This window comes from Pseudoalteromonas sp. SK18, assembly GCF_001974855.1.
GTDB lineage: Bacteria > Pseudomonadota > Gammaproteobacteria > Enterobacterales > Alteromonadaceae > Pseudoalteromonas.
This window is the reverse complement of the sequence record NZ_MTQB01000042.1, coordinates 1-9,804: the sequence shown is the minus strand read 5'-3', so window position 1 is coordinate 9,804 and position 9,804 is coordinate 1. Positions and strand designations below refer to the sequence as shown.

The 9,804-nt window shown below is 40.0% G+C and carries 7 protein-coding genes; 3 read left to right on the top strand and 4 right to left on the bottom strand.

Features of this window, described 5'->3' with window-relative positions; all coding sequences use genetic code 11:
- Positions 1–89: 89 nt before the first annotated feature.
- From BW139_RS17785 to gorA, 4 genes are all read right to left on the bottom strand, one after another.
- Positions 90–671 (bottom strand): hypothetical protein, encoded by a 582-nt coding sequence (locus tag BW139_RS17785; RefSeq protein ID WP_076920541.1) that lies wholly within the window; start codon positions 669–671, stop codon positions 90–92.
- A gap of 9 nt (positions 672–680) precedes the next feature.
- Positions 681–2,384 (bottom strand): hypothetical protein, encoded by a 1,704-nt coding sequence (locus tag BW139_RS17780; protein WP_008467212.1) that lies wholly within the window; start codon positions 2,382–2,384, stop codon positions 681–683.
- Complete coding sequence (locus BW139_RS18625; protein WP_008467214.1) at positions 2,381–3,601, bottom strand: site-specific integrase; 1,221 nt, start codon at positions 3,599–3,601, stop codon at positions 2,381–2,383. The genes BW139_RS17780 and BW139_RS18625 overlap by 4 nt, the downstream gene beginning before the upstream one ends.
- 93 nt (positions 3,602–3,694) lie before the next feature.
- Positions 3,695–5,053, bottom strand: coding sequence for a glutathione-disulfide reductase (gene gorA, locus BW139_RS17770; protein WP_076920540.1), 1,359 nt, complete (start codon positions 5,051–5,053; stop codon positions 3,695–3,697).
- 253 nt (positions 5,054–5,306) lie between these two features.
- Between gorA and prlC the strand changes: the two genes are divergently transcribed.
- From prlC to BW139_RS17755, 3 genes are all read left to right on the top strand, one after another.
- Positions 5,307–7,358: an oligopeptidase A gene (prlC, locus tag BW139_RS17765; protein ID WP_076920539.1), complete on the top strand. Its 2,052-nt coding sequence runs from the start codon at positions 5,307–5,309 to the stop codon at positions 7,356–7,358.
- A 166-nt stretch (positions 7,359–7,524) separates the two neighbouring features.
- Positions 7,525–8,703, top strand: a complete 1,179-nt coding sequence (locus BW139_RS17760; protein ID WP_076920538.1) for a PleD family two-component system response regulator — start codon at positions 7,525–7,527, stop codon at positions 8,701–8,703.
- 76 nt (positions 8,704–8,779) lie between these two features.
- A complete protein-coding gene (locus tag BW139_RS17755; RefSeq protein ID WP_076920537.1) occupies positions 8,780–9,535 on the top strand; it encodes a class I SAM-dependent methyltransferase in 756 nt (251 codons plus the stop codon).
- Positions 9,536–9,804 lie beyond the last annotated feature (269 nt).

Sequence of the window (9,804 nt, the reverse complement as noted above, 5' to 3'; positions counted from 1 at the left end):
TATTCATGCTGTTGTGTGGTAACAAGCCTAATTGCACGTTCACGAAATTCTGATGTATAGCGATTTGATTTTTTCATAGTTCCAGTTTCTCAAGTTATTGAGTCTCTGGCAAACACGGGGCGATTCAATGATAGTTTTATGGGGATTTGGTTTCTTATAGCCTGAATCCAATTTAATGCAACAATGAGTTTGGAAATATATCTTCCACACATTTTAAGTGACTTTAAATATTCGCAAAACCTAGAAAACTGTATGGGATGGTTAAGGACACAGATCGAATCTGCTTTGATGGATTCTATGTATTTATATACTTGGGTTAAATTGATATTTCTCTCTAAAAATGTTGTGGTTTTTATCGTTGCCCCTTGCCTTAAAGTGCCTACAGCAAACAAACCAAGGAATGCGAGTAACTTTTGTTCTTGTAATAGCGAAGTGGTTGTTAAATGTGTAAATGAGGCGCGTTTTTTAGAAACAATTTTTGCATCTACATAGTGTGTTAAATCCCATGTGTTATCGCCAAAGTAACTTATGGTTTTACCATTTTGGTCAATCATTACTGGGATTTTGTTTAAATTGTCCCAATCCTTATTTTCAAAATACTGTATTGCCTGTTCAACAAAAACAGTATTCTCTTTTATAACTTGTTCTGGTGCAGCAAGTAACGGTTTCATAGCATTTCCTTATAAAACCAAATTAAGCGTATCGGGCCAAAAAGGGTGGCGACCAATTGTATGTAGCTTCCGCTCAGCTTGCCTGCGCACTTTTAAGTCGATACTAAAAAGCACTTGCTTTATTTTTCTTAGTACTCGATCAAAATTGTTTTTAAAGTGTGACATGTTGAGGTGATCTTCTTTGGCATCCTCTAACGCTTCATAAAAACTCAATAAACACCAAATATCATCAACTTCTTCAACCAGCACTTGATTTGGGCAGGAAAAGCAATTTAATAAGTCTGCACAGGCAAGATGGGTCATGTCAACGCTATCGATAGAGGCCTTTCGTCGAAAACGGTCACCATGGTTATCAAAGGGGTCTTTGCAACCTGTACCTAAAGGTGTTTTTTGACCATTCCCTGATTTAGCATAGCGGTTTACGAATTCATCATAGGGTAGTATTTCTAGATTCATTTGCTCAAGAGTTTGTTCTCGTGCTCTACTAATATCGCCACATTTAATTGCATTTTCTAAGGTGTTAGCTGTGGCTTGAAGTTGGGCGTTATTTTCTGACTCGTTACCTCTGCTATAGTGCTTTCGAACTACATCAGGTGTGTTATTGAGCAACATGGATGTTTCGAGTGAGTTTCCTGTGAGTGCTAAGTAATTAGATGCACCTGTAGCTCTAAAGCGTTTAGCTTCAGGCCTAAGTTGTTGACCATTGTCATCAGTCAAATCGAATATATTAATTAGCCAATTCATATTGGAACGAATATGCGTTGGGCACAAGGGCTTATTTATCCCGTTTAGACATTGATGAAGTAGTCTATTGGCATCTGGAAACAGCACGTGCGTAAGGGTGATAAGGTCATTAATAAAATTTAGCGCATGCTTTGGAATGTCTGTGCTAAGATTATCGCCGAGCTCGATGGTAACAAATTTATTAGCTCTCTTCTTTAACGCTGTTTGCACAAACCACTTACCTTGCTGTCCCTTTTTTTGTGAAGCTTTGGGGATATCCATATCTCTTATCGTACTAGCGTTTGCCCATGTGTAATAGGCAAGTAAGAAATATGCAGCACAGTAACACTTGGTAATAGCACCACTTACAGGCACTTCGATTTTATTAAAAGAAAAGCTCGCGTATTGGTCGCTTCTCCTTGCTTGAATGTATTCTTTAGGTGAGGTTTGAATTTGCTTGGAAAGCTGAAAATATAGTTCTTTTAGTATTTTAATTAACTTTTTCAATTCAGATTCTGAGTATGCTTGAGTTGGATTTATTTGGCTGCGAAATAGTTTGAATTTAGAAAACCACTCATCAACAGGGTGATCTAGCATCTTCATTATTGTTCTTATACTACTTAATTCACCTTTTGCTGTGTTTGAACTTTTGCTGCCAATTCTAACGCTGTGAACTAGAGCTGTTTCAAATGCATTGATACCCTCTTTTGAATCTGGATTTACTGGAATACTGTCACAAATATTCACATACCGTGTAAATGTTCTAAAAAGGGTATTCATTGTTGTGTCAGTATATTCTGTATTAGCTTTGAATGCTTGATACCACTTAATAATTTGGTTGTCTCGGTTAAGCAAAGTACCCCGATGCATTTCAAAAAGTTTAGGCACGCCTTTGTATCTAAATCTTTGAAAGTCTGGGTATACAAATTGATCACCATAAATATTTAACTTAAGTTTAAGGTCAATATTTAAATTTGATTTGTTAATCACGAGAGATCCTCATTAATGACTGACTCCATAACTTGATCTAAAAAGCAAACTGCACGTATCGATGCCTTGCTTCGGTTTATAAAGTTCAGGTATCGCCAAGTTGTTTTCTCATCTTTATGTCCCATCCACCCCATGATTAATGACATAGCATCGAATGGTGACAACCCAACTTTTTCGTCTAAAAGGGACGCAAGGCGAAATGTACCGTAAGTTGCACGTAAATCGTGAGTTCTATGCTGAAAGTGGGTATTTAGCTCATTGCGTATGTAATTACGAGTTAAGCTAAAGTGACGCTGTATTGCATTGGTAGTATATGGTTTACCTCGATTGGTAATTAATAATTCCGTAATCGGTTTATCGGTTTTAGACTCTCTTTTCTGGCGACGCTCACTAATCAAGTAGCGATGCATCTTGTTCATTAACAGTGTTGGAATTTCGATAGTTCTGACTGAGCCAAATTTGGTGAGTACACCGTTATGAGGTCCTATACTAACTTGAATATGGTATTTATTCGGGTCACATCTATTCACTAGATTAGCAGGAAAGGTGCAGGCTTCTTCTATACGAAGGCCGCACATGAGTTGTAATAGTTGATGTATTTGGAACTCAATTGACTGTTCTTTGAGTGCTCGCGAATATAATTTTACCTCATCTTCTGTAAGGGGATTCAAGCTTTGCTCTGGTGTACGCCTTGGGACCCTGATCCTTAAGTCTGAGCTTCTAACAACATAATTACGATTGATATGCGCAAGCATCCCAGTCGTTTTGATGCTAACAAACTCTACTTCAAATGGTTTATTTTCCTTAGAGAAGTTAATTAACCTCTCGTAATATGCCCACTCGTAGAATTTAATTATATGGTTCATATATACAGCTGCTGTTGAACTATTTAGCTCACCGGCTTTCACTGAGGCCAAAAGATCTTGGTTTCGGAAAATATATGTGGGCTTATTTGATTTGATAGTTGGAAAGTCTTTCCAAGAGAGTTCATGGCTTTTTAAAAAGCGCCAATATCGACTTATGGCACGAACGTTTGAATTGATGTTTTTTGCGCGCTTAACGTTAATGAGGTGATTCATCCAAAGGTTTATTGGCATGACGTATTCACCATCTTCATAAAAAGTTGGAAAGCCTTTTAGCTGAATGCTTGATTTTGTTTTGCAAAAGGGAGTTTGGATCTCAGTTTTAAAATCATCTGATTGAACTATTGTGAGCATGAAAAAGCCGACCAAAAATTGTACGTTACTTGGTCAGCTTAGTTCGTTTTCCAGAGTTAGCAAATGTAAAGTTTCACTTTTCCAGAGAAAAATTTACATAGTAACAAATTCTTCAGACCCTGTTGGGTGTAGTGCTACAACTGCATCAAAATCGGCTTTTGTTGCGCCCATTTTCATGGCGACTGCAAAGCCCTGAATCATTTCATCAACGGTAAAACCGATACCGTGTAAGCCCACTACTTTTTCATCATCGCCTGCACACACAAGCATCATGTTACATGCTTGGCGGTGCTGAGTAACTGCAGTGTACATAGCAGCAAAACTTGATTTATATACTTTTACATTTTCTTCGCCGTACTGAGAAATCGCCTCTTGCTCAGTTAAGCCAATGGTGCCGATAGGTGGATGGCTAAATACCACGGTTGGTACTAGGCTGTAGTCCATTTTCAAATCATCCGGCAGCGCTTTATTAAATAAGCGCTCCGACAAAGTGCGACCCGCTTTAACTGCCACTGGTGTAAGCTCAATGCCGCCTTCGATAATATCACCTACTGCATAAACATTTTCAGCCGTGGTGTTTTGGTATTCATCTACTTTTACATAACCACTTTCGTTTACTTCAACGCCTGCCGCAGCCAAGTTAATTTTGTCGGTTGTAGGTGTACGACCAATCGCCCAAATAACCTGATCAACATTTTCGCTGTAACCGTTTTCAAAATGAATAGTTAAGCTGCCATCAGCCTCTTTTACCACTTCTTTTGGTGAACACTCTGTGTGCAGTGTTGGGCCTTCTTTTGCCATAATATCAACCAATGTGTCGATAATGTATGGGTCAAAGGTGCGCAGCGGCTTGCTCTTACGAACAAATAAATGGGTTTGTGTCCCTAGGCTGTGTAGCACACCTGCGATTTCTACGGCAATGTAACCGGCACCAACAACCGCAACGCGTTTAGGTTGCTCGTTAAGTTCAAAAAAGCCGTTTGAATCAATACCGTGCTCAGCGCCTGGAATGTTAGGAATAGTAGGGCGTCCGCCTACGGCAACTAAAATATGATCGGCAGTGTAATGTTCACCATTTACTTCTACGGTTTTATTATCAACAAATTTCGCAAAACCTTTAATAACGTTAACGCCATTTTTAGCTAAACCATTATCATAGCCTTTGTGAATGCGGCCAATATAGGCTTCACGGCTTTCTACTAGTTTTGACCAGTCAAAGCCTTTGACTTCAACATCAAAACCGTAATCAGGAGCATAAAGATTAATTGCTTCAGCAACTTGAGCGCCATGCCACATTACTTTTTTAGGAACACACCCTACGTTTACGCAGGTGCCACCCATGTGTTTAGCTTCAATTAATGCTACTTTTGCGCCACGCATTGCTGCACGGTTAGCTGATGCAATACCACCACTACCGCCACCAATTGCAATGTAATCAAAATGCTGAGCCATGTTTAATCCTCTAAATATTAAATTTAACTTTTCTGTGCCGATGATAGCATATGCGATGAGCAAGTCACTTGTTCGGGGCTGCTAAAATCTATCAAATATCCTTCATCAAACGAAAGATATGCTATTTCAGATCAAGCTGCTAGGTGATCATTTACAGATACACACTCGTTAACTAGTAAAGCAGGTTTGCCCTTGTATTTACGTATTTTGCCCCAACTTAAATTTTTATATTTTGCATAAACCGAGAATCACTATGACCAATGCACATACTAATCCCCTAATAGGGCTTGAAGGTTTACCGCCTTTTTCAAAAATAAAGCCAGAGCATGTTGTACCGGCACTAAAAAAAGGTATTGAGCACTGTCGCAGTGCAATTGATGATGTATTAGCAAAGCAATCATACACATGGGAAGATTTAGTCTTACCCCTTGAAGAGGCTGACGATAAACTATCGCGATTGTTTTCACCAGTATCGCATTTAAACTCAGTAATGAACAACGATGAACTTCGCGAAGCCTACGAGCAATGTTTACCGCTTATTTCTGAATATTCTACTTTTGTTGGTCAGCACCAAGGTTTGTATGAGGCTTATAACGCGCTTTATAATAGTGACGAATTTAAAACACTCACCACCGCTCAGCAAAAAACCATTACTAATGCGTTGCGAGATTTTAAGCTATCAGGTATTGCGTTAAATCCTGAGCAACAAAAACGCTATGGCGAAATCAGTGCGCGTTTATCAGAGCTTGCCTCAAAATTTGGTAATAATGTGATGGATGCAACACTTGCATGGCATAAGCATATTACCGATGAAAGCCAATTGGCTGGTTTACCAGAATCAGCGCTTGCATTAGCGGCCGATACGGCAAAAAGTAAAGAGCTAGATGGCTGGGTATTTACCCTAGATTTCCCTTCATATTTGCCGATTATGACCTATGCAGATAATCGTGAACTTCGTGAAGAAACATATACCGCGTTTTCAACCCGTGCATCCGATCAAGGCCCTAATGCGGGAGAGTTTGATAACTCAGCCATAATGAGCGAAGAACTTGCACTGCGTCATGAATTAGCACAATTATTAGGTTTTAATAACTACGCTGAAAAATCGTTGGCTACAAAAATGGCAGAATCACCCGCGCAGGTATTCTCATTTTTAGAAGACTTAGCCGCTAAGTCTAAACCACAAGCAGAGCAAGAACTTAAAGAGCTGCAACAATATGCACAGCAAAAGCATGGTATTAGTGAACTGCAGGCGTGGGATTTTGGTTATTACAGTGAAAAACTAAAGCAAGAAAAGTACGCGATTTCAGATGAAGTCCTTCGCCCTTACTTCCCAGCAAATAAAGTACTGAGTGGCTTATTTGAAACGGTTAATCGCCTATTTGGCATTACTGTAAAAGAAGTCGCTGATTTTGATAGCTACCATAAAGATGTACGCTTTTTTGAAATTTATGACAGCAACAACACCTTACGCGGTCGTTTTTACTTAGATTTGTATGCGCGCGATCACAAGCGTGGTGGTGCGTGGATGGATGACTGTATGGGTCGCAAAGTGCGCGCAAATGGCGAGCTACAAACACCGGTTGCTTACCTAGTCTGTAACTTTAATAAAGCGATTGGCGATAAGCCGGCGTTATTTACCCATAATGAAGTAACCACACTGTTTCATGAGTTTGGTCACGGTATTCATCATATGCTTACCCAAGTAGATGCAGCCCCCGTTGCTGGTATTAATGGGGTAGCGTGGGACGCTGTTGAGTTGCCAAGTCAGTTTTTAGAGAACTGGTGTTATGAGGAAGAGGCACTGAGCTTCATTTCTGGGCACTTTGAAACGGGTGAGCCACTACCTAAAGAGTTGCTTGATAAACTACTTGCGGCTAAAAATTACAACTCAGGTATGCAAATGTTAAGACAGCTTGAGTTTTCGTTATTTGATTTTAAAATCCATCACGATTACGTGGCAGACAAAACATGTAACATTCAAGCAGTACTTGATGATGTCCGCAGTCGTACCTCAGTCATTAAACCGCCAGCGTTTAACCGTTTTCAGCATGGTTTTAGTCATATTTTTGCTGGTGGCTACAGCGCCGGTTATTACTCATATAAATGGGCCGAAGTACTTTCTGCCGATGCCTATTCTAAATTTGAAGAAGAGGGGATTTTTAATCCACAAACAGGCCAAGCGTTTATGCAGCACATTCTTGAAAAAGGCGGTAGCGAAGAACCTATGGCATTGTTTAAAAATTTCCGTGGTCGTGAGCCAATTGTCGATGCACTACTGCGCCACAGTGGCATAGCAGCTTAAAAAAAAGTATTAGTTTAATAAAAGCGCCTCAGTGGCGCTTTTTTATTGCCTGCGGCATAGAGTAATTAAAAAAGGGAGCGTGATTTATATAATTTTTTTGAATAAATTTTAGTAGTTTCAACATGTCGTACTATGCTTTGAACAGAATACTTAAAGGGACTAACGCATGGCAAAGTTAATACTAGCAATTGATGACGATAAATTAATGCACCATATTATTGAAGAGTCTTTAGCTGGGTTTTGTAAGGTGATCCATGCCAAAAATGGTGAAGATGGCATAAGACAAGCAAACAAGTATAACCCTGATATTATTTTACTTGATGTTGAAATGCCGGGCATGTCTGGGTATGAAGTGTGTCAAAGCATCAAACAAAATAAAGCCACAACAGATATCCCCGTGATGTTTTTATCATCCAAAGTGGGGCAGGCTGAACGCATTAAAGGGTTTAGTGTTGGCGGGGCAGACTACATTTTAAAACCTTTTAACGCACAAGAGCTTATGGCGCGAATAAAAATACTTTACCAATATCGCCAACAATGCGCGGCGCTGCAGCATGATATTGCCAGAGCCAATAAAACGGCTGAAATGGCGATGATTGAATCTGGTGATATGGGGCGAATTATGCGCTTTGTTTGCCAAAGCTATCATGCAGATAACTTAGAATTATTAAGTGAATACTTTTTAGGGTTTTTTACTCCACTTCATCTCAACGTGGTGGTTGTTTTTTGGCAAAATAAACAAGGCATATTTTATAGCCAAGAGACGGGCGTATGTCCATTGGAGCAACAGCTGCTCATGCAACATAAAAATACAGACCGCTTTGTTGATATTGGCCATAGCACTATTATTAATTACCCTAATATTTCTTTATTAATTAAAAATATGCCTGTAGATACACCAACGTTATATGGGCGCTATAAAGATTTGTTCCCGCATATTCTAGAAATAACTAACGAAAAAGTAGCCACTATACAGCAGCACCAATATCGACTGATGCACGACAATGAATTAACAACCGCATTTACAGACATTGTCGCACAGCTAAAAAATCAAAATGCGATGCAAAGCAATGCGATTACTCAGCTCACCGAGCAGCTTGAGCAACTCCAATTGCTAATGCAAACCCCCAAGGACTTATCAGCTACGCAGCTCAATGAGCAAATAACCCAGCTTAGCTATACATCACAGCAGCTTGTTGCAACCACAAATGATCTGGCGTTCATTAAGCATCAACTAAAAACAACCACTCAAAAGCGTAATGACTTAATTACCCGCTCTCATACGAGTAATCAACAAACCAAGTTAGAGCCAGCGAGTGAAAATAACGATATTGAGTTGTTTTAAACTATACACTTTACGAACTTCGTATATTGCAGCTGTTTGGGTATAATAGCGGTGAAATTTATCATCGGAGTGTGAAGTGGTTATACAGTGTGCGTTTAAAGAGTGTCGGCCCTATTTAAATGAGTTAGAAACACGCTTTGGGCTTGCTCAATGGGCAGAGCAAAGCCATGGTTTTAGTTTACATTACGATGATAAAGGACTGAGCCTGTATAAAACTGATGAGCCTAAATTAGGGGCTATTAACGTCGATTTCGTTGGTGGTGCCGTTGCACATAGGCGTAAGTTTGGCGGCGGTAAAGGGCAGTCAATTGCTAAAGCCGTTGGCCTTAATAAGGGCGCAACGCCAGTTGTACTCGATGCAACCGCAGGGCTTGGGCGTGATGGTTTTGTTTTAGCCTCTCTAGGTTGTAAAGTGATTTTGCATGAGCGCCACCCAGTGGTTGCCGCGCTGCTATATGATGGTTTACAACGCGCTTATAACGATAGTGAAATTGGCCTATGGATGCAGCAAAATATGAGCTTAATATTTGGCTCAAGCCATACCTTACTCGCACAATGTGACAGCATGCCCGATGTAGTGTACTTAGATCCTATGTTTCCGCACCGTGAAAAATCAGCATTGGTTAAAAAAGAAATGCGCGTATTCCAAGAATTAGTAGGTGGCGATACCGACGCGGATGATTTACTCGAGTTTGCTTACCCCCTTGCCAGCAAACGTGTGGTGGTTAAACGCCCCGATTACGCACCATTTTTAAATGATAAAACCCCAAGCATGCAAATCAAAACCAAGAAGAACCGCTTTGATGTATATGTAAAAGCCGCGATGGTTTAGGTTAAAGGTTAAAGGTTAACGGGCTACGAGCTTCGAGCCTAAAACGTGTGCGAGGTAAACTAAGGCTGATGGGGTGGCGCACACTATTTTGTAGGCGGGGCTTTATGCCACGTATAGGGTAAAGGCTCCGAGGGTGTAATTAATGTTGTGTAACTGCCAATTATAATTTGCTTTATCAAGAGTTGAAGGGTTAGGTGATTAATAAATAAATGACGAATTGCTTTTTAATTAATACCAAACACAATCCTGCCGAACCCCGAACCCCGAAC